Below are 22,207 nucleotides of genomic sequence, written 5' to 3' on the forward strand. Positions count from 1 at the left end.
AAGGTTAAGTTTAAATTGAGTTTTATTTTTTTAAGGTGGTTACCATCTAATTAACTTCTTGATGGATAAACTCCTACAATTGCAATTATATAATTCATCGCAAGAGATGGTTGCATATTGGTATGAGCTTGACTACCACCTGTGTTTCCTATACTTGCTTTCATGTTAACATTGGCTGCTCCATTAGAATACCCGTTGACTGGGATCGCAGCAGAACCTCTTTCAACCACTACATTTTCTTTTGCAATTGTACCGTTGGTAGGGTCATTCGTATTTGCTTCTGAGTTACTGCCCATAAGAGGGTGGGTATGAGAAGGAATCTGACTTTCATTCAAAACCACAGATTCTGAACCAACTTTAGCTCCCAAATTATGATTTTGTAGACCTGGTCCACTTCCGTATCCAATTGCACATCTACCCCTAAGATCAGGTAATGCAAAAGTAGTTCTTCCATCACCTCCATAGGTAGTTCCCAACAAAGAGAATAAAGCTGTATTTGTAGAAATGGCTATTAATTGACCTTCACAAAAGGCCCAACCCCTTGGGGCAAAAGTGCCCCCAAACATTGTAATCTGTCCAAGAAATGGCTCCATAATTTAAATTTTTAGGTGTAAAATAATTTAGTGAAACTAATAAATTGTGTTTAAAGCAAAACACATAAAATACTCTTTGCGGATTAGATTAATTTCTAAAAATCATCTGCTCCAAAATTCAATTTTGTTTCTCTTTAAAAAAGATATCATTTAGAAATTTCTGTTTTTAACAGAAATTCTAAACCAGGAACTCTCTAAAAATGATGGGTAACACTATGTCATTTTTTAGAAAATAAATTCAGAAATTCAATCAATAAATGACCTCAAAATTCTTATTCCAAAATCTTTTTGAAAAATATGCTTTTGTCAAAATTATGATTTGAATATAGGTTAAATTCTAGAAAATATTTAAAAATCCATCAGTTAAAAAACAATTAATAATTATGGTATTCTCAAATAATTAATTAATAAATCATAAAAAATTGCAAAAAAGACAAAATAAAGTGATTAAAATGTAAATAAACGTATTTCAATTCATTTTTTCATAAGCCTTTATTCCAAATGCCGCAAGCTTCTGACCAGTGATAATTGTTCCTTCCAATTGCAAAATATTTATCCTTAAATATTTATTATCTGAGCAAAGGACAAAAATCCCATAATTAGAATCAGCATACACAATAGTTCCTGGAGTGAAGGTTCCTGTTACATTAACTTCAGCTGGACTTACTTCTAATATTCTAATTTGATTCTCCCTAAAATTAGTAATCGCACCTCCATAATGAGGGTTTGAAGCATTTACCAAAAACTCTATTTCATCTGCTGTTTGCTTTTTCCAATCTATTGTTAAATCTTTTTCTTTTGGTCTTGGTAAGGCATGATGGTTTGGTTCTATAAGCCACTCCTCATCCAACTCAAGATTTTCTAATGCATGAATTATTTCATTTGCAGCCAATGTCGAAACCCTAGATGAAAGAAGTCCTATAGGCTCGCCTGGAAAAACTGGAACATCTAATTCTGAAACCATCCTTCCAGCATCCCAATTTTCATTTATCTGGTGATAAGTGATGGTCACAAACTTTTCTCCGTTTTTCACAGTCCAGAAAAGTGGGGAAGGCCCTGCATATTTGGGGAGCTTTCCATAGTGAACATTTAAGACTCCAAACTGGAAATTCTCAAAAATTTCCCTTGGTATTTTATATGAAAAGCCAAAACTTAGCCCCCTGTCTGCTTTTCTTTTTTCAAGCCAATTTAAAATTCCCTCTACTTCTTTTCCATCCCAATGATAAATTTCCATATTTAGATTATTGGAAATATTTAAAAGTACTTCTCGATCTGGAACTTCTTTCTTTGGAATAACAATTCCTTCAACTTGTTTATTTTGGACTAGTTTCTGTAAGGATGGCAGGCTCCATAGACTTTGCGTAAAAATGATAATCCGCATTGATCAGTTTAATTTTATGATTTCAAATTGAAAGTAGTTTTATAAATTAAGCAATCAAAATCAGTCCGACTCCTCAACTGGTTTGAAATATAATCTATATACATGTTAAAAAATCACCTTTTCAACTTCTCTTTAACCAAGTTAATTTTTGTGTTTAATGCCATGATGATTACCTCATTTTCTATCAATGCACAAATTTTCAGGACACCTCAAGAATTCACTCATCAGGACACTTTAAGAGGTAGCAATACTCCTGATCGGGCCTGGTGGGATTTAGAACATTATAATCTTAAGGTGAAAGTTGATCCAGAAACCAAAACCATTTCAGGTTCAAATTTAATGACCTATAAGGTAATAGGTGATTCCAAACGAATTCAGATCGAGTTGCAAGAACCCATGAAGCTTATTAAAGTTATTCAGGGCGAGGAAGAATTATCTATGGAAAAAGATGGTTACAGTTACTTTATTTCACCAGCTATCAATCAAGAAATTGGTCAATCTTACCATATGCTGTTGTTTTTTGAAGGATCTCCCGTGATTGCAGTAAGACCTCCTTGGGATGGAGGATTGACATGGAGTCAGGATAGCAATGGATTGCCTTTTATTGCGAATTCAAACCAAGGTATTGGCGCCAGTATCTGGTGGCCAAATAAAGACTATGCAGCCGATGAGCCAGATAAAGGAATTTTGATCTCGGTGGAAGTTCCCGAAAACTTAATTAATGTTTCAAATGGAAGGTTAATTAAAACAGACCACAATAAGGCCGCAAAAACCAAAACATATCATTGGGAAGTAAAAAACCCGATTAACAATTACGGAGTCAATATCAACATAGGTGACTATGTCCATTTTGGCGAGAAATTCGAAGGGGAAAAAGGTATTTTGGACATGGATTATTATGTCCTCCGCGAAAATCTTGAAAAGGCTGAGAAGCAATTTAAAGATGCTCCAAAAATGATGAAAGCTTTCGAATACTGGTTCGGTCCCTACCCTTTTTATGAAGATAGTTATAAATTAGTAGAGGCGCCTTATTTAGGAATGGAACATCAGAGTTCGGTGACTTATGGTAACAATTATGCCAATGGTTATTTGGGAAGAGATCTTAGTGGAACAGGCTGGGGATTAAAATTTGATTTTATCATCATCCACGAATCAGGTCATGAATGGTTTGCCAATAACATTACCTACAAAGATGTGGCAGATATGTGGATTCATGAAAGTTTTACTGCGTATTCAGAAAACCTGTTCCTTGACTACTACTATGGTAAAGAAGCAAGTAGTGAATATGTGATTGGAACACGCAAAAATATTGCAAATGACTCTCCCATCATCGGAACTTACGGAGTTCATCAAGAAGGTTCAGGCGATATGTATTACAAAGGTGCCAATATGCTACATACCGTTAGACAAATAATCAATGATGATGAAAAATGGCGCCAAATCTTAAGAGGTTTAAATAAAGAGTTTTATCATCAAACGGTGACTAGCAAGCAAGTTGAAACCTATATCAGCACCTTTGCTGACATTAATCTTTCCTCTGTCTTTGACCAATATTTAAGAGATATCAGAATCCCTATTTTAAGCTATTATTTGGAGGGGAATAAATTAAATTTCCGTTGGGAAAATTCAGTTCAGACCTTTTCAATGCCTATAAAAATCAAATTAGATAATGGATTAGAAATGTGGCTCCAGCCAACTACAAGATGGGATAGTTTAGAACTGGAAAAAAGCGTGGAAACATTAATAGTAGATCCTAATTTTTATGTGGGCACGCTTAACCTAACTGGGAAATAATAAATATTATCTGAAATAGTATCAAATGTTGAAGTATTTGATATTTGATTTAGATAAAAGGCTGAAATGATGCTTGACTTTTCTTTTGGAGGTTATCTTGATTCCTAAAGTTTCAAATCGATAAAAGCCTTTAGCTATTAATTTCATATTCACCTAATTGAGCTTATATTTCAAATTGAAACAATAAAGATCAACCCTATTTCCTATGCTTCAGCTCATAGAAAACGCAAAGTCAAACCCTCATAAAATTGCAATCGTTGAAATTGATAATTCCTTCACCTATCAGGAATTACTTGATCGAAGTAAAGAGATCGCTACTTTTTTATTAAAAGACAAAAGCGATTTATCGGAAGCTCCAGTTGCTTTTATGGTAACTCCAGGATTTGATTATGTTGCGACGCAATGGGGGATCTGGAGAGCAGGTGGTATCGCGGTTCCACTTTGTATCACCTATCCTCTGCCCTCTCTTCAATACGTCATCAATGATACCGGTGCAAACATAATTCTGGTTGGTGAAGAATACGAAGAAGTTCTTAAAATCTATAAAAGCGACCCATCTAAAACTTTTGCAACGGTAGCTCAAATTCCTAATTCCAAAGAAGTCGAGTTACCTGAAATTGAGAAATCAAGAGGCGCTATGATACTTTATACTTCAGGCACCACTTCTCTTCCTAAAGGTGTTTTGACAACGCATTCTAACATAGAATCCCAAATTTCCACTTTGGTAAAAGCTTGGGAATGGAGTTCCAATGATTATATCTTGGAAATATTGCCACTTCACCACGTTCATGGTATCATCAACGTTTTATGTTGTGCCTTATGGTCAGGTGCTACTGTCGAATTCTTAAATCAATTCAGTGCCAAGGAAGTCTTTAAAATTTTTCTTCAAGGAAAATTGAATGTCTTTATGGCCGTTCCAACCATTTATTTCAAATTAATCGTGGAATGGGAAAAATTGACTAAAGAGGAGCAAAAAGAACTGCATCAAGCCATGTCAAATTTCAGATTGATGATTTCTGGTTCTGCAGCCCTTCCTGTTTCTGTCATGGAAAAATGGAAAGAGATTTCAGGCCATTATTTACTGGAGCGCTATGGAATGACAGAAATCGGGATGGCCGTTAGTAATCCCTATCATGGAGAAAGAAGGGCTGGACATATCGGTCAACCTTTACCTGGAGTGGAGTTGCGAACCGTAGATGACGATGGTGCAGAAGTTAAGGCTGGAGAACCTGGAGAGATTCAAATAAAAAGTTCATCGGTATTTAAAGAGTATTGGGGGAAACCAAAGGCTACCGCCAAAAGCTTTACACTGGATGGATGGTTTAAGACTGGAGACATTGCCGTTTTGGATAATGGTTATTACCGCATCTTTGGAAGAAATTCTATTGACATTATCAAATCCGGAGGATATAAAATTTCAGCTTTGGAAATCGAAGAGGTACTCAGGAAATATCCAGGAATTAAAGACTGCGGAGTAGTGGGAATCCCAAATGAAGAATGGGGAGAATTGGTGGTAGCAGCTTTAGTTGCGGATAAAGAGTTTGATACTGATCAATTGAATACTTGGATGAGAGAGCGAATGCCTGCCTATAAAACCCCCAGGAAATACATTTTCATTCCGGACCTCCCTAGAAATACCATGGGAAAAGTGACTAAAAATGAGTTGAAAAAGCTATTCTTATAGATCATGATAATTTACGGTTTAGCACTTCTTTCATTTTCATACCTCGTGGGTCAGTGGCTTGGCGAAATTTTAGGAAGACTATTGGGCATCAATTCCAATGTAGGTGGAGTTGGTTTCGCAATGTTGATTCTGATGGTTCTAAAAGAGGTTTTTGAGCGGAAAGGTTGGTGGAATACTGAATTGATATTGGGAATTAACTTTTGGAATAAAATGTACATCCCAGTCGTCATCGCAATGGCTGCCAGTTTGGATGTTCAATCAGCTGTTTCCAGTGGCTTATTGGCAGTTTTAGTTGGTTTAATTCCAGTAGCATTGGCCTTTGCTTTCTTCCCTCTTCTTTTAAAATTCTTCAAAGAGGTTTAGTATGGAAGAATTATTAAAAGTCGTAGACAAAAACGGATTGATTGTCGCTTTCTTCTGCATTGGAATTTTGGCATTCGGATCTGAAATTCTTTCAAAAAAATTCTTTCAGGGGAAAGTTCCAGGTTCCGCAATCGCTATTTTCCTTGGCTTAGTTCTAGGATATTTGGGAGGAATATTTACTGGAGGTTCAAAGGGAATTGCAGACATCCCCATTTTTGAAGGTATTGGAACACTTGGTGGATCCATGTTTCGAGATTTTGCCATTGTAGCGACAGCTATGGGAGCAAGTTATTTTTTGGTGAAAAAATCTGGATTATTAGGATTTGCGTCGCTTTTATTTGGGATTGTAATCTTCTTTTTCTCGGGAGTTGCAGTTGCATTGATGTGGGGAATTACCGACCCAATCAGTTTGTGCACTATTGGAGCAGGTGCATGCACTTACATTGTGGGTCCTGTTACCGGAGCTGCTTTGGGGGCAGATTCTGATATTATTGCTTTAAGTATTGCAATAGGAGTGGTAAAAACGATCGCTGTGACCATTTTCACTCCCGTATTTGCGAAAAACATTGGTCTTAAAAGTGCAGGATCAGCAATGGCTTATGGCGGTATTATGGGAACCTCCAGTGGAGTGGCAGCAGGTTTGGCTGCAACAGACCCAAAATTGGTCCCCTATGGTGCAGTCACAGCTACTTTTTATACTGGTCTGGGATGCCTGATTTGTCCTTCACTTTTCTTTTTGATCCTAGAACTAGTCCTTGCTTAATTATTTCGAATCTTTAAATCAACTTACTTTGATTTGATTCTGGGTTCATTTCAGCATTCATTGCACAATTTGTCAAAGGAGACCCATTTTTCACCATTTTGGTGTAGCTGCCGAATTTCCATTGTTGAATTAAAAAAAAAATTGGACAATTTTCACTTTCTGCAAATAGGGCAGGATGCCAATATATATGCTGATGTATTATTTTTGATTTATGGCAATTCCCAAATTACTCTTAAGGGTCTTATTAATTGGATTAACTTTTATTCCGAAACTACTTTTTGCTCAATCCAGTATTTTTGGGGTCATTCATGATTCTGAGAGTCAAGTTCCTCTTGAGTTTGCAAGTGTCGCAATCTATCTAAGTACTGACAGCACCTTAGTTAATGGAGGGATTACAGATCAAGATGGAGCCTTTAATATTTCCAGACTGGATGAAAGTGAATACTTTTTACAAATCACATTTATCGGCTACACTACCAAGGTTCTTCCTAAATTTTCCCTGGGTAAAAAAGAAAATAAAAATTTGGGAGTATTGACGTTATCACCTGATCAGACCCTCTTACAGGGAGTAGAAGTTCAAAGTCAAAAAATATCAACCAATTTTCAACTTGAAAAACAGAGTTATTCTGCTGAAAACTTTCAGGCAGCTCAAGGAGGAAATGCAGCCGATATTCTTAAAAATCTTCCGGGAGTAGCAATCAATGTGGATGGTCAGATTTCTATCAGAGGCACAAGTGGATTTGTGGTGATGATCAATGGCAAGCCTGTTCAATCTGATCCCATGATGATTCTAAGTCAATTGCCTGCCAACAGTATTGAAAAAATAGATTGGATTTCCTCTCCTTCTGCGCAATACGATTCGGAGGGAAAGGCCGGAATGATCAACGTGATTACAAAATCTGGAACTACTGATGGCTTGTACATGCAGTTCAATACCAAGCTGGGAATGCCTCCAAGCGAAAATTATGGAAATGCAGAACGAGCGAAACGATATGGAGCCGATTTTAACCTGAACTACCTTAAAGGCAAATGGGATATTTCCGTTGGAGCCAGTTTTCAAAGAAATGACATCGCAGGAAGAAGAGTTGGGAATGTGATGACCATGTCTGGTGACACAACCACATTTTTTCCTTCTGAAGGAGAAAGAAGCATCGACGAAAAAAACTACTCCGGAAGATTTACCATTGGATATAATCCATCAGAAAGAAGTGCTTTTAGCCTTGGATTCTATGGAGCTGTCAGAGACAAACTACGAACTGCCGACATTCTCTATTATGACAATCACGCCATAGCAAATGGGCAGGAACTTTATAATTTCCAATATTTCAATGCCAATGACCAAAGCCGAAGAGGTGATGTAGTTTTGGGAAGCTTAGACTATTTGCACGTATTCGAAAACGAATCAAAAATCAGCACCTCTTTTCTCTATGAATACAGTATGCTAGGTGGTCCAACCTCCAACCTTAATTTGGGCTATCCCGATCTTAACAAGGTGTATCAGGAAGAATACAACACAAACGATAATCCATTGAATGGTATCCGATACAACCTGGATTATACATTTCAACCTTTTTCTTTCGGCCAGTTATTAGCAGGGTATCAATTCAGAAAACTCGATCATAAAGGTGACTTCCTTTATGAAAGGAAAAACAATGAAACGGGTGAATTTGAATTAGTTCTGGACTTTTCCAGCAATGTGGAATTGAAAAGAAATATCCATTCGGCTTATATCCAACTGGATAAGAAATTGGAAAAGTTGAGTTATGGAATAGGCGTCCGCATGGAAAGTATGGATCGAAGTTTTGACCTAGAGGACAAAGCCGGAATTGTTGATACTGTTTACCAATACGATTTTATTCGCCCATTCTTCAGTGGGAATTTAGGATATCAGGTAAATGAAGGACTACAATTGAAAGCTAATTTCAGTCAACGTGTAGAGCGTACCACCACTTTCAAAATGAACCCATTTCCTGAGAGAGAGCATTCTGAAACGTTGGAGCAGGGAGACCCAAACTTGCTTCCTGAATTTATTAACCTAGCTGAAGTTGGTATGATCAAAACTTGGAATGCTTCCAGCTTTTATGCTACGGCGTATCATTCTAGAGTGAAAAATCTGGTAAACAGAGTAAATACCGTTTACAATGACACGATTTTGAATAGAATTTATTCCAATGTTGGGACAGGAAAATCCACTGGGGTAGACATGGGGCTGGAAATTTTTCCTACCAGTTGGTGGAAAGTATTTGGGGGATTAAATCTCTACCATTATTCTATAAAAGGCAGTTTTGATGATCGCCCTGTTAATACTGAAAGTTGGGTTCATTCGATAAATATCAATACCACTTTCACATTACAGAAAAACTGGAGCATTCAGGGAACCTTAAATTTCCTATCTGAAAGAGTAACGGCTCAAGGGGAAGATTCCCGGTTTTATACACCGAGCATTGTCATCAAAAAAACCTGGTTGGACAGCAGGCTTTCTGCCAATTTAATTTGGCAAAACACCGATATGGGAATCTTAGATACGAATGAACAGCGGATTACCACGTATCGGGATGGTGAGTTTTACACCACCACAAATTACATACAGGAAGTGGATATGATAATTCTGAACCTTTCTTATACGCTCAATCGTTCCAAGAACAAAGCTAAATTCGTGAAGAGTGAATTTGGTGAAAAAGAGTTTTAACCAATTGAAATGAGCGATTCAAAAGAGATCTTAATAAAAAACATGGTTTGTCCACGCTGCATTGAGGCAGTAAAAAAGACAATGAATGAGTTGGACATCTCCTTTCAATCAGTGGAATTGGGTAAAGTTATCCTTCAGAATTCTTTAAATAAGAAGCAAGAAGAGCTACTTTCTTCCAACTTGGAAAATCAAGGATTTGAACTTTTGAAAGGCGAAAAATCAGCAATCATTTCAAAGATCAAATCGCTTTTAATAGATCAAATTCATTATTCAAACGAACCATTGCTTACCACCTATTCTACTTTTCTAGCAAATAAACTACATCAAGAATACTCACATATATCCAGGCTTTTTTCTTCTGTAGAAGGGATTACCATAGAAAAATTTATCACCAGACAGAAAATCGAAAAGATCAAAGAGCTACTCATCTACAATGAGCTGACTTTATCCGAAATCGCATTCAAAATGGATTATTCCAGTGTTTCCTACCTTTCTACCCAGTTCAAAAAAGAGACTGGGATGACACCTTCCGAGTTTAAAAAAGACAAAAAGGTCCTACGCAAGAGCCTTGACAAATTGTAGATTCCCTCGCCGATTTCATTACATTTAAAGATGGTAAAACTACCGGCCTTCCCTTCTCTAATCACTTATTTCCGTGCTATTCAGCCCATTTCTGAAAAGGCGGCCGAAGCGTTGAATTCCATTGCTTTCGAAATCCAAACTCCCAAAAACAAACATGTTCAAGAAATTGGGCAAACTTGTCGCACCTATTATTTTGTCAGTTCGGGACTCGCAAGAATCTATTATTTGAAAGATGGAATTGATATCACCGAATATTTTGCTTTCGAGCATGACATGATTATCCGTGCTGAAAGTTTGTTCACTGGAAAACCCAGTAAAAAGGGCATTCAAGCGATAGAAGACACGGAACTAATTGGAATTCCAGCTTCCAAATTGGAAATCCTTTTTGATTCCTACCCAGAAATTGAAAGGCTATTTAGAAAAATGATGGAGATGTCCTACGTGTCTTATGTCAATCGGATTGAAAGTTTGCAATTTCATAGTGCGGATGAAAGATACCGTCAATTACTAAGCGGTTTCCCTTCACTTTTGGAAAGAATCCCATTGAAACATATCGCCTCCTACCTAGGCATCACCCAAGTAAGCCTCAGTAGAATCAGGTCGGGCATCCGATGATTATTTAACAAATGTAAAAGGATCAATAACGAAGTATAGCAACCTTTGTGTCAAATTCTAAACTCTTGACAAATCCTGTTTTAGGTCTTAAAGCTAACTGGAAGCAATTCCTCATCTTGGTCATTGTCAACGCTTTGGTTGGATCGATGCTGGGAATGGAACGCTCTATTTTCCCCCAGTATGCCTCCGAAATTTTCGGTCTGAGTTCTAATTTTGCTTTTTTATCTTTCATTACAGCTTTTGGTTTCTCAAAAGCCTTCACTAATTATTTGACTGGAAAATTTGCAAATAATTTTGGTCGAAAAAAGCTACTGATCTTAGGTTGGGTATTGGCCACTCCAGTTCCACTTCTTTTGATTTTCGCAAGCAATTGGAATCAGGTAATTCTAGCTAATGTACTCTTGGGTGTGAGCCAAGGCTTGACTTGGGGAAGTACAGTGATCATGAAAATCGACTTGGTCGGTGAAAAAGACAGAGGTTTTGCGATGGGGATGAATGAGTTTGCAGGCTATTTATCCTTGGGGATCAGTGCGTATTTATCCGCATATCTAGCAGATGAATTCGGGATATCCCCTACTCCATTTTACATCGGAATTGTAGTTTCTATTCTTGGATTACTTCTTTCTATTTTCTTGGTCAGAGACACTCATCACTTTGTGAAAAAAGAATCTGAAACAGCAACTTTAGCAAAAGTAGAAGGTGTTTTCCTTCAAACCTCAATCAAAAACAAGACTTTAAGTAGCATTACCCAAGCTGGATTGATAAATAATCTTAATGATGGAATGGTTTGGGGACTTCTGCCGGTCTTGTTGTTATCGAATGGTTTCAGTCTGAATCAGACAGGTATCATTACAGCGACATATCCTTTAATTTGGGGCTTTGGGCAGCTTGGAACAGGGAAAATGGCGGATCGGTTTTCTAAAAAGAAAATGATTTTTATCGGAATGCTCCTTCAAGGTTTCATTCTCTTGCTTATCCCTAACTTGATGAATTACCATCTTCAGATTTTTTTGATGGTACTTTTAGGAATAGGAACGGCTTTGGTTTACCCTACATTTATGGCTGCAATAGCTGATCATGCCCATCCTGTTCAAAGGGCCGAAAGTATTGGCACATTTAGATTATGGAGAGATTTAGGATATGCGTTTGGAGCAATTTTATCTGGAATTCTTGCTGACCAGTGGGGAATCCCAGTCGCTATAATTTCGATTGGAATACTTACAATACTTTCCTCCATCTTCGTAAAATTTAGGATGAAAGAAACTTTGCCAACCAGCAAAATCTTATAAAAGATGCTCAAAATTCTATAACAAATCTTGATGACATAATTACGAAATTTGTAAAGTCATAAGACTACAACACGTCATGTCAACAATAACAAGTGATATTGAATTAGTAAAAAACACCTATCCAGTAACTGGGATGACTTGTGCGGCCTGTGCAAACAGCGTGGAAACTATCCTATCCTACACAGATGGTGTGAAATCTGCTTCGGTAAATTTCGCTTCCAATTCAGTTTTGGTGGAGTATGATACGAAACAAATTCAACCAAAAGGACTAAATGAAGCCTTAACAGCAATCGGTTATGGTTTAGTCATCACTGATGGGAATGCGGAAGAAGCAGGGGAAAAAGCACAGCAGGAATATTACGAACAAGTCAAAAAACGAACTATCGGTGCGGCAATCCTAACCCTTCCGATTTTTATCTTTGGGATGTTTTTTATGGATTGGGAACCGGGAAAATGGATTTCTATGGTTTTAGCTATTCCTGTTCTCTTCTTTTTTGGTAAAAGCTTCTTTGTAAATGCATGGAAGCAAGCCAAGCATGGCAAAGCAAATATGGATACGCTGGTAGCTTTGAGTACCGGAATAGCATTTGTTTTCAGTGTTCTAAACACGTTGTTTCCGGAGTTCTGGACTGAAAGAGGGATCATGCCTCACGTTTATTTTGAAGCGTCTACTGTCATTATCACTTTTATCAGTTTTGGTAAGCTTCTCGAAGAAAAAGCAAAATCCAACACTACGACGGCTTTGAAAAAACTGATGGGGCTCCAGCCAAAATCTTTAAAAGCGATTATCGATGGAGAGGAAAAAGAAATCCCAATTTCAGAAGTCCAGAAAGGCTATGAAATCATCGTCAGACCGGGCGAAAAAATTCCTGTTGACGGTCAAGTGATCTCAGGTAGCTCTTTTGTCGATGAAAGTATGATATCGGGAGAACCAGTCCCTGTTGAGAAAAAGGAGAATGATTCTGTTTTTGCGGGAACTGTCAATCAAAAAGGAAGCTTTCATTTCAAGGCCGAAAAAGTTGGTAGTGAAACCCTCCTTTCTCAAATAATCAAACGAGTTCAGGAAGCTCAGGGCAGCAAAGCTCCAGTACAGAAGTTGGCGGATAAAATCGCTGGGATCTTTGTCCCTACAGTAATTCTTATTTCTATTATAACCTTCGGAGCGTGGATGTTTTTTGGTGGAGAAGAAGCATTTACCCATGCTCTACTGACTTCCGTGACAGTCTTGGTGATTGCATGTCCTTGTGCTTTGGGCCTTGCCACCCCTACCGCTATCATGGTGGGAGTTGGAAAAGGAGCAGAAAACAATATCCTGATCAAGGATGCCGAAAGCTTGGAATTAGCGCACAATGTTAATGCGATTGTCTTAGATAAAACAGGAACCATCACAGCAGGAAAACCAAGTGTAAGCAATGAAAAATGGCTTTCTGAAGAACTAAGAAAAGATTTAAGCCCAATTCTCTTGGCTATTGAATCCAAGTCAGAGCATCCATTAGCGGAGGCAGTTTCAAAGCATTTGGTAGAAAACCAGTTCAAAAAAAGTAATATCCAGAATTTCCAAAGTATCACTGGCAAAGGAGCCAAAGCAGAGGATGAAACAGGAATGGCCTATTTCGTCGGAAATCAAAGATTATTGGAATCAGAAGGAATCTCGATTTCAAAAGAGTTTGAAACAAAGGCCAATCAATGGAAATCAGAGGCCAAAACCGTGATTTACTTTGCCAATAAAAATGAACTTCTAGCAGTTTTATCCATTTCTGATGAGATCAAGCCTAGTTCAAAAAAGGCAATTGAGGAACTAAAAAACCAAAAGATCGATGTCTATATGCTGACTGGAGATAATGAGCAGACTGCGGCAGAAGTAGCAAAGCAAGTTGGACTGACTGATTTCAGATCAGAGGTTTTACCTTCTGACAAATCAGAATTCATCAAGGACCTTCAAAGCCAGGGAAAAGTCGTCGCGATGGTCGGAGATGGGATAAATGATTCCGAAGCTTTGGCACAGGCAGATGTCAGTATCGCGATGGGTCATGGTTCAGACATTGCGATGGATGTGGCTAAAATGACCATTATATCTTCCGATTTAGAGGCAATTCCAAAGGCCTTAAAACTTTCAAAAATGACTGTCCATGGAATTCATCAAAATCTATTTTGGGCATTTATTTACAATCTGATTGGGATTCCGATTGCAGCAGGGTTGCTTTATCCAATTAACGGCTTCTTGTTGGATCCGATGATTGCTGGCGGAGCAATGGCATTCAGTTCAGTCTCGGTAGTTTTGAACAGTCTTAGGTTAAAAGGAAAGAAAATCTAGCATTTTGTACAAAGTACCATGTCCAAAGTACCAAGTAGCTCACATCAACTTTACAAACATTTCAACACTAGTATTGATTTAAATCACAATTTTCCAATACCATTATGAAAACTCAAAAATTCAAAACCAATATCAATTGCGGCAATTGTCTGGCTAAAGTCACTCCATTGTTAAATGCAGAACCTAAAATCCAATCCTGGAATGTGGACCTGGAGAGTGATGATCGCATTTTAACCGTAGAATCTGAGGATATTACTCCCGAAGAAGTCTTTAAAACGGTGATCAAAGCAGGATTTATTGCCAAACCTGAATAAATTGCAATTGAATAGAAATTTTAGGAATGCGAAAAATCTTATTGTTCTTTCTGCTTTTTACCTTAATTGCCAGTGCGAAAGCACAAACAAATTTGGCATTGCCAGTGGTCAAATCAAGTATTAAAGGGATCAATGTCTACGGAAAACCTATAGACAACCAAACCAGATGTCAACATTGGCATTCTGAATTGGACATCATCGCGATCAAATTTAAATGCTGTGATAAGTACTATCCATGCTATTCTTGCCATGAGGAAACTGCAGATCATGAACCTCAGGTTTGGCCAAAATCTGAATTTGATTCGAAAGCAATTCTTTGCGGAGTTTGCGGCACAGAGTTATCAATAACTGATTATCAAAGCAGTAACAACTCCTGCCCAAATTGTAAAGCAGCGTTCAATCCTGGATGTAGCAACCACTATCATTTGTACTTCGAAACGGATAAGAAAAAAGTAGAATAACCTATTTCCTAAAAAAAACGTACTTTTACAGCATTGAAAAAGACCATTTCCATAGCGCTTTCCTTCATCCTGCTTTTTGCAAGCATTGGGATGGCTAAATCCACACACTTCTGTGGAGGGATGGAGATGTTGAGTGAAATGTCTATTAAAGCGTCTCACATCGATTGCGGGATGGAGCAGAAGACTCCTGACTGTGATTCTGAAGAAGACCATCAAACTCATTTTAAGTCCAGTTGCTGTGACAATGAATTTGAGGTAATGAATATGGATGAGGACTTCAGCTTTGCAAAAGCTGGGATCAATCTTCATTTGGATTTCGCGGTCGCATTTGTATATACTTTTATTTTTAACGGAAACATTCAGGAAACTCCAATTGCTGAATATTCCTATTACTCCCCTCCCATTTTGAAACAGGACCATCAAGTTTTGTTTCAAACTTTCCTTATTTAATACTGTGATGCTCTGAGGTGAAGGCCTCAAAACTGTCCAAATCTTGTAAATCAAGGTTGGTCAAGTCCTTTTCTGGTCATTTTATCAGATACATCACATGTTAAATTCTATCATCAAGTACTTTCTTGAAAACAAACTGGTAACAGTTCTCCTTTTGATCGCCATGATCCTTTGGGGAATTATTACCGCTCCATTTGGCTGGGAAGTAGGTTCATTACCTTCTGACCCAGTTCCAGTGGATGCGATTCCGGATATTGGAGATAACCAGCAAATCGTCTTTACGAATTGGCCAGGAAGATCTCCTCAAGATATTGAGGATCAAATTTCCTATCCTTTGACCACCTATCTATTGGGAATCCCCGGGGTAAAATCCATTCGAAGTTCTTCCATTTTTGGCTTTTCCAGCATTTATATCATCTTCAACGAAGAAACTGAGTTCTATTGGTCGAGATCACGAATTCTTGAAAAACTGAATTCCTTGCCTTCGGGATTATTGCCTGAGGGAGTTCAACCTGCTCTCGGCCCCGATGCCACCGCTTTGGGACAGGTTTACTGGTATACCCTTGAAGGTCGAGATTCCAAGGGAAATCCAACCGGAGGCTGGGACCTGCATGAAATCAGATCGGCACAGGATTTCTACGTCAAATACGCTCTCAATGCGGTAGAGGGTGTATCTGAAGTAGCTTCTATCGGAGGTTATGTTCAGGAGTTTCAAATCGATGTAAATCCTGATGCGCTCAAAGCATTCAATATTCCACTGACGAAAGTCATGGAAGCGGTAAAGAAATCCAACCGTGATGTTGGAGCCAAAACCATCGAAATCAATCAAGCTGAGTATTTAGTAAGGGGCTTGGGTTACATCAAAAATCTAGAAGATATCGAAAAGGCAGTGGTTGCTGTACAGGACAATGTCCCTGTTCGAATCAAGGATATAGCTGTTGTTTCTTTGGGCCCTGCCAATAGAAGAGGTGCTCTGGACAAAGATGGAGCAGAAGTCGTTGGTGGTGTCGTTGTAGCAAGATATGGTGCTAATCCACTTGCTGTCATCCAGGATGTCAAAGGGAAAATCTCAGAAATCAGTTCCGGTTTACCTAAGAAAACATTGGTAAATGGCACCGAAAGTCAACTGACCATTGTGCCATTTTATGACCGATCTAAGTTGATTTCCGAAACTTTAGGAACACTGGAAGAAGCCTTGACTTTGGAGCTTTTGATTACCATTCTGGTAGTTATCGTGATGGTTTATAATCTAAGGGCTTCTCTGTTGATTTCCAGCTTATTACCAATATCCATTTTAATGGTATTCATCGCCATGAAGTATTTTGGTGTGGATGCCAACATCGTAGCCTTATCTGGGATTGCTATTGCTATTGGAACAATGGTCGATCTGGGAATTATTCTTTCAGAAAACATCATCAAACACATCGATGAGGCACCTGAGGAACAAAAACTGATTGACACCATTTTCAATGCTTCCTCAGAGGTGGCCACAGCGATACTGACAGCTGTTTCCACTACGATTGTCTCCTTTATTCCGGTATTTACTCTGGAAGCGGCAGAAGGCAAGTTATTTGGACCTTTGGCTTTCACAAAGACATTTGCCTTGGTAGCAGCATTGATTGTCTCCCTTTTGATTTTACCGAGTTTGGCACATTTCTTTTTCGGGATCAATCTGAAAAAATCAAAATTCCAAAAATTTATTCCCATAGCTCTTTTAGTTTTAGGAGTCATCAGCTTGTTTTTCGGATATACCTGGGCAGGTGTTATGCTTATCTTATTCGGAGCATTGAGTTTTGGAAAGTCCTATCTGAAGACTTCAGGCATTCCATTAAGCAAACGAACAAACAGCATTGTAGAAAATGCTGAACTCTATCTGGTGGTGATCGGGGTAGTTTGGTTATTAGCAAAATACTGGCTTCCACTTGGTCCTGCAGAGAGTCTATTGATCAATTTCATCTTCGTAGCACTATTGGTTGGATTGATTTTGGGGGCTTTTGCCATTCTAGAATACAATTACAAAAGCATCTTGAAATGGTGTCTGGACCATAAAACAGCATTTCTGAGTATTCCTGCAATCCAAATTCTACTTGCAGGAAGCATTTGGTTGGGAGTAAATGGCCTATTTGGATTCATCCCGAAAGGATTTGATGCCATAGGGGTCAATATTCGACCAACCAAAGTTTGGTATTCTTTGACCCATACTTTCCCTGGAATTGGAAAAGAGTTTATGCCATCCTTGGATGAAGGAAGCTTTCTGTTAATGCCAACCTCCATGCCCCATTCAGGGATTGAATTCAACGGTGAGGTAGTTTCAATGCTAGATATGATGCTGACAAATATCCCTGAGGTGGAATTGACAGTTGGTAAGTTGGGAAGGGTCGAATCGGCATTGGACCCTGCTCCTATCTCCATGTATGAAAATGTGATCAATTATAAACCTGAATACATTTTGGATGAAGATGGGTATCGCTTAAGGTTCCAAACCGATGACAAGGACCGATTCATTTTGAAATCCGGAGACACATTATCCAATCAGGATGCCATCGCAAAAGGAATTAAAAAATCACAATTGATTCCAGATGAGGATGGCTTGTACTATCGAAATTGGAGAAGCCATGTGAATTCCCCAGATGACATTTGGAATGAAATCATCAAAGTCACCAAAATTCCTGGAGTCACTTCAGCACCAAAATTACAGCCTATAGAAACGCGCTTGATCATGCTTCAAACTGGTATGAGAGCGCCTATGGGAATCAAGGTATATGGACCTGATTTACAAACGATTGAAAATTTTGGATTAAAGTTAGAAAGTATCCTGAAAGAAGTTCCTTCTGTCAAAGCAGAAGCAGCTTTCGCAGATAGAATTGTCGGCAAACCTTACTTGCTTTTGAATATCAAAAGAGATGAAATTGCCCGCTATGGATTAAACATCGAGGATGTACAGCAAACGATAGAAACTGCGATTGGAGGGATGAATATCACCAATACGGTGGAAGGTAGAGAGCGGTTCCCTGTTAGGGTTAGATATCCAAGAGAGCTAAGAGATGATCCCGAATCATTGGGAAAAATCTTGATTTCTACTCCTACCGGCGCTCAGATTCCTTTAGCACAGATTATCGATTTTGAATACCAAAGAGGTCCTCAAGCGATCAAAAGTGAGAATACCTTTTTGGTAGGTTATGTTTTGTTTGATAAAAGAGATGGTTTTTCTGAAGTCACAGTTGTCAATGATGCACAAAGGATGATTCAGAAAAAAATTGATTCCGGTGAATTGGAAGTTCCTGCAGGAATTAACTTTAAGTTTTCTGGAAGTTATGAAAACCAGGTTCGTGCAGAGAAACGTCTCTCGATCATCGTTCCTATAGTTCTGGGACTGGTATTTCTGATTCTTTATTTCCAATTCAAATCCGTGACGACCTCCTTGATGGTATTTACCGGAATTGCGATGGCATTTAGTGGTGGATTTATGATGCTCTGGTTTTACGGACAAGATTGGTTCGCAAATTTCAGTCTCTTCGACACCAATATCAGGGAATTATTCCAGATGAAAACAATCAACTTGAGCGTGGCTGTTTGGGTAGGTTTTATTGCCCTATTTGGGATTGCAACAGATGACGGAGTATTGATGGCGACTTATTTGGATCAAAGTTTTGAACGCAACAAAACAGATAACCTGAAGGGAATTAGAGAAGCAATCATTGAAGCTGGACAAAGACGGATCAAACCCGCAGTTATGACTTCTGCGACCACTATCATTGCCTTATTACCGATTCTCACCTCAACAGGACGGGGTTCGGATATCATGATCCCAATGGCTATCCCTGCATTTGGAGGGATGATCGTTGCGGCCATTACCTATTTCATTGTTCCGGTTCTATACAGTATCAGGGAAGAGTATAAACTCAAAAAAATCAGCAAATGAAAAATCATATAAATAAATGGTTCTTCTCCTTCCTCCTGGTGATTTTCACTAGCATTTCTGCCTATAGCCAATCACTGAATGACTATCTGAAAATTGCGGCGGAGAACAATCCCGGTTTGAAAGGAAGTTATAAGGAATTTGAAGCTGCTTTAGAAAAGGCAGCACAGGTCAGAAGCCTTTCCGACCCTACGATTTCTTTTGGATACTTTATTTCTCCAGTAGAAACACGCGTGGGGCCTCAGCGGGCAAGACTTTCCCTAAACCAGATGTTCCCATGGTTTGGAACTTTGAAATATTATGGAAAAGGTTCTGAAGCTTTGGCGGAAGCCAAATTCCAATCTTTTATCGATGCCAAGAATAAACTTTTTTTCAACGTCAGTTCTGCCTATTATCCACTTTATGAATTAGAACAATTCATCGAAATCGAAAAAGCGAATATAGAGATCCTTCAAAACTATAAAGCATTAGCTACGAATCAGTTTTCGAATGGCAAAGGATCGATGGTTGATGTTTTGAGAGTGGATATTATGCTAAAGGATGCTGAAACGAATCTTAGCATCTTGGAAAAACAAAGAAAACCATTGCTCTCAACTTTCAACAAACTGCTAAATCGAGATGAAAATGAAGTCGTAGAAATTGAAGACTTCCAACATGAAGAAAATATTCCTAATGAGTACAGAAGAGATTCTCTGCTGGAATCCAATCCAATTCTACAGGAATTTGATTTTAAAATTGCCGCAGCAGAATCGAATGAGCGCACAGCTGCCAGCCAATCTATGCCAAAAATCGGAGTGGGTTTGGATTATGTTTTTGTGGGCAAAAGAGAGGATATGATGGTGGATAACAATGGGGAAAATGCCTTTATGCCAATGGTTTCCATGAGCTTGCCAATTTTCTCAGGAAAATATCAAGCTGCAAAAAAAGAAGCTCAGTTGATGCAAGAGGCCTATCGATATCAAAAAGAGGATTTTGAAAACCAATTGATAACCTCCTATGAGAAGTTGGATTTTGGGATTACCAAACAGCAGGAATTGATTGAATTGTATGAAGAACAAATGGAGCAAACTAAGCAATCATTGGAATTGCTGTATACTGCTTATTCCAATTCCGAAAGTTCAATCGAGGATGTGTTGCAAATGCAGCAACAGTTATTGAAATATCAAAAATTAAAAGTGACTGCCGAAACAGCACTAAAAATAAACATTGCGGAAATAGATTATCTCACTGCAAAATCATTTGACCAATGAAAAAGCTACAAAAACATGTTCTGATCATATCTATCGGGATGCTATTCACAGGGCTATTGGTAGGTTATCTTATTTTTGGAAGTTCTACTTCTCAAGATGAACATAATCACGACCTGACCGAAGTTAATGGCGTCTGGACCTGCTCCATGCATCCTCAGATCAAACAAAATGAACCCGGAAGCTGTCCCATTTGTGGAATGGACTTAATCCCTTTAGAAAGTGATGATGAATCTATAGATCCACTTGCCATCAGCATGTCTCCTACCGCCATGCAATTGGCAAATGTTCAGACAGCAATCGTCGGAAATTCCCGTGCCAATAAATCTGTCAAGCTAAGTGGGAAAGTTCAAGCTGATGAACGCCTCAATTACACTCAAACGTCACATATTCCCGGGCGAATCGAGGAATTAAAAGTGAATTTCACTGGTGAGTTTATCAGGAAAGGTCAGGTGATCGCAAGTATCTATTCTCCAGAGTTGACAACAGCTCAAAATGAATTATTGCAGGCAGCAAAAATACAAGGGTCACAACCTGAACTATTCCAAGCTGCCAAAAACAAATTGAAAAACTGGAAAGTCTCGGATGCCCAGATCTCAGAAATCATTAGCAACAATACGGTTTTAAGAAACTTCCCAATCAGAGCCAATGTCTCCGGGTACGTGACTGAGAAATTAGCCAACCTCGGAGATCACCTCATGCAGGGACAAGCGATATATGAAGTGGCAGACCTTTCTCGGGTTTGGGTGTTATTTGATATTTATGAGACTGATCTTTCTTGGATCGAAGTGGGAGATGAAATTGAATATAGTATCCAATCTCTGCCAGGGGAAACATTTACAGGCAAAATCAGCTACATCGACCCTTTGATTGACCCAGCTTCAAGAGTTGCTAAAGCAAGAATTGAAGTTTCAAACCCTAAAGGCAAATTTAAGCCGGAAATGTTTGCTTCGGGCACTTTCAAGGCAGCTTTAAACTCCAATACTGCAACGCTTTCAGTACCCAAATCTGCTGTATTATGGACCGGAAAAAGATCTGTTGTCTATGTAAAAAATACTTCAGAAAATAGCATCAGCTTTAAACTTCGAGAAGTAACCCTTGGTCCATCACTTGGAGATACCTATGTAATTGAAGAGGGTTTACAAGGTGGAGAAGAAATTGCAATTAATGGAACATTTAGTATAGATGCTGCTGCACAATTAGCGGGGAAACCAAGCATGATGAGTCCTAATGGAAATGAAGTTATGAGTGCAAGTCAAAACTCATCGGTTTCTTCAATTTCTATTTCAAAAGAAGCTAAAAATGATCTAAAACCAGTTTATGAGAACTATCTAAAATTAAAAGATGCATTGACCAAAGATGAACTGAATGACTCCAAAGAAGCTGCAAAATCAATGGAGGAGTCCATAAACAAGGTTAGTATGGCTCTTTTTACTGGAGATGCTCATACTCTATGGATGACATTCGAAGGCAATCTCAAAAAGAGTTTGACAGCTGCGAAAACTGCTAAAAATATAGATGAGCTAAGAAAATATTTTCAGAATATATCGAACGAAATGGTCCGGATGACTGAGCAATTTCATGCTTATTCAGGAACTTTGTATGTACAACATTGCCCTATGGCCGATAGCAATAAAGGCGCAGATTGGCTGAGCTTGGATCAGAATATTGTCAATCCTTATTTCGGAAAAGCTATGCTCACTTGTGGAGAAGTCACTAAAACCTTGAATTAACCCCAACCAAATAAAC

General features: G+C 38.5%; 17 protein-coding genes. 15 read left to right on the forward strand and 2 right to left on the reverse strand.

Going from position 1 to position 22,207, the window contains the following annotated elements; genetic code table 11:
- Positions 1-50: 50 nt before the first annotated feature.
- Positions 51-593 carry a tail fiber protein gene (locus AAGF08_RS18110; RefSeq protein WP_343512784.1) on the reverse strand — a complete coding sequence of 181 codons (543 nt, stop codon included), beginning with the start codon at positions 591-593 and terminating at the stop codon, positions 51-53.
- Positions 594-1,062: 469 nt separating this feature from the next.
- Positions 1,063-1,974 carry a formyltransferase family protein gene (locus tag AAGF08_RS18115; RefSeq protein WP_343512785.1) on the reverse strand — a complete coding sequence of 304 codons (912 nt, stop codon included), beginning with the start codon at positions 1,972-1,974 and terminating at the stop codon, positions 1,063-1,065.
- 162 nt (positions 1,975-2,136) lie between these two features.
- On the opposite strand from AAGF08_RS18115, the gene AAGF08_RS18120 reads away from it, so the two are divergent.
- From AAGF08_RS18120 to AAGF08_RS18190, 15 genes are all read left to right on the forward strand, one after another.
- On the forward strand, positions 2,137-3,768 hold the full coding sequence (locus AAGF08_RS18120) for a M1 family metallopeptidase (protein ID WP_343512838.1): 1,632 nt from the start codon (positions 2,137-2,139) through the stop codon (positions 3,766-3,768).
- A gap of 205 nt (positions 3,769-3,973) precedes the next feature.
- Positions 3,974-5,452, forward strand: a complete 1,479-nt coding sequence (locus AAGF08_RS18125; RefSeq protein ID WP_343512786.1) for an acyl-CoA synthetase — start codon at positions 3,974-3,976, stop codon at positions 5,450-5,452.
- A gap of 3 nt (positions 5,453-5,455) precedes the next feature.
- On the forward strand, positions 5,456-5,815 hold the full coding sequence (locus tag AAGF08_RS18130; protein ID WP_343512787.1) for a malonate transporter subunit MadL: 360 nt from the start codon (positions 5,456-5,458) through the stop codon (positions 5,813-5,815).
- A gap of 1 nt (position 5,816) precedes the next feature.
- The gene (madM, locus tag AAGF08_RS18135) at positions 5,817-6,578 is read left to right on the forward strand and encodes a malonate transporter subunit MadM (RefSeq protein ID WP_343512788.1); all 762 of its coding nucleotides are present in this window, start codon (positions 5,817-5,819) and stop codon (positions 6,576-6,578) included.
- Between the two features lie 211 nt (positions 6,579-6,789).
- Positions 6,790-9,267 (forward strand): TonB-dependent receptor, encoded by a 2,478-nt coding sequence (locus AAGF08_RS18140; protein WP_343512789.1) that lies wholly within the window; start codon positions 6,790-6,792, stop codon positions 9,265-9,267.
- A gap of 9 nt (positions 9,268-9,276) precedes the next feature.
- The gene (locus tag AAGF08_RS18145) at positions 9,277-9,849 is read left to right on the forward strand and encodes a helix-turn-helix domain-containing protein (protein ID WP_343512790.1); all 573 of its coding nucleotides are present in this window, start codon (positions 9,277-9,279) and stop codon (positions 9,847-9,849) included.
- A 30-nt stretch (positions 9,850-9,879) separates the two neighbouring features.
- Entirely contained in the window at positions 9,880-10,464 is a 585-nt protein-coding gene (locus AAGF08_RS18150; RefSeq protein ID WP_343512791.1) for a Crp/Fnr family transcriptional regulator, read from the forward strand.
- Positions 10,465-10,511: 47 nt separating this feature from the next.
- A complete protein-coding gene (locus tag AAGF08_RS18155; protein ID WP_343512792.1) occupies positions 10,512-11,753 on the forward strand; it encodes an MFS transporter in 1,242 nt (413 codons plus the stop codon).
- Between the two features lie 76 nt (positions 11,754-11,829).
- On the forward strand, positions 11,830-14,067 hold the full coding sequence (locus AAGF08_RS18160) for a heavy metal translocating P-type ATPase (protein ID WP_343512793.1): 2,238 nt from the start codon (positions 11,830-11,832) through the stop codon (positions 14,065-14,067).
- 104 nt (positions 14,068-14,171) lie between these two features.
- Positions 14,172-14,381: a heavy-metal-associated domain-containing protein gene (locus AAGF08_RS18165; protein WP_343512795.1), complete on the forward strand. Its 210-nt coding sequence runs from the start codon at positions 14,172-14,174 to the stop codon at positions 14,379-14,381.
- A 26-nt stretch (positions 14,382-14,407) separates the two neighbouring features.
- A complete protein-coding gene (locus AAGF08_RS18170; protein ID WP_343512796.1) occupies positions 14,408-14,842 on the forward strand; it encodes a CHY zinc finger protein in 435 nt (144 codons plus the stop codon).
- Positions 14,843-14,875: 33 nt separating this feature from the next.
- Positions 14,876-15,292, forward strand: coding sequence for a hypothetical protein (locus tag AAGF08_RS18175; RefSeq protein WP_343512797.1), 417 nt, complete (start codon positions 14,876-14,878; stop codon positions 15,290-15,292).
- A gap of 97 nt (positions 15,293-15,389) precedes the next feature.
- Positions 15,390-19,214, forward strand: a complete 3,825-nt coding sequence (locus tag AAGF08_RS18180) for an efflux RND transporter permease subunit (RefSeq protein ID WP_343512798.1) — start codon at positions 15,390-15,392, stop codon at positions 19,212-19,214.
- A complete protein-coding gene (locus tag AAGF08_RS18185; protein WP_343512799.1) occupies positions 19,211-20,461 on the forward strand; it encodes a TolC family protein in 1,251 nt (416 codons plus the stop codon). The genes AAGF08_RS18180 and AAGF08_RS18185 overlap by 4 nt, the downstream gene beginning before the upstream one ends.
- Positions 20,458-22,191, forward strand: a complete 1,734-nt coding sequence (locus AAGF08_RS18190) for an efflux RND transporter periplasmic adaptor subunit (RefSeq protein ID WP_343512800.1) — start codon at positions 20,458-20,460, stop codon at positions 22,189-22,191. The genes AAGF08_RS18185 and AAGF08_RS18190 overlap by 4 nt, the downstream gene beginning before the upstream one ends.
- Positions 22,192-22,207: the final 16 nt, after the last annotated feature.

Origin of the sequence: Algoriphagus sp. SE2, assembly GCF_039563885.1 — a bacterium.
Classification (GTDB): domain Bacteria; phylum Bacteroidota; class Bacteroidia; order Cytophagales; family Cyclobacteriaceae; genus Algoriphagus.